Raw genomic sequence first — 410 nt, 5'->3', positions numbered from 1 at the left:
AGGGTGAGGTCGCCGGTGCTGTAGAGGAGGGCGTTGTCCAGGTTATGGATGTCGCCGGCTTGGATCAATGCTGTGCCGTTGGCGGCCAGTAAGGCGTTTTGGTTGATCATAGTGTTTGTTACTTTCAGGTCTAAGGCGCCGCCGCTTCCCCAGTAGCCTTGGTCGTTGGTAAAGACCTGACTGCGGATCGTCATGGGGCCGTTGCTTTCTACGGTGGAGTCTTCGTTGAGGATCCCCTGGTCAATCGTAAGATTCAGAGCCTTGCCGGCGCTTAGGAGGGCTTGATTTTGGTTGGCGAATTGGCCGGCAGTCACGGTCATGACGCCGCTTCCGGCCAGGGCGGAATCCTGGTTTAAAAGGCGGATGTCGGCCTGAAGGGTGAGGTCGCCGGTGCTGATGAGAAGGGCGTT

1 protein-coding gene is annotated in these 410 nt (G+C 57.8%); it reads right to left on the bottom strand.

What is annotated here, in order from left to right; genetic code table 11:
- On the bottom strand, positions 1–410 hold a 410-nt coding region (locus ALO_RS14195), incomplete at both ends, for a hypothetical protein (protein WP_004096976.1).

Origin of the sequence: Acetonema longum DSM 6540 (assembly GCF_000219125.1) — a bacterium.
Taxonomy (GTDB): Bacteria; Bacillota; Negativicutes; order Sporomusales; family Acetonemataceae; genus Acetonema; species Acetonema longum.
Note: the sequence above shows the minus strand (reverse complement) of the source record. Positions and strands in the feature narration are given on the sequence as shown.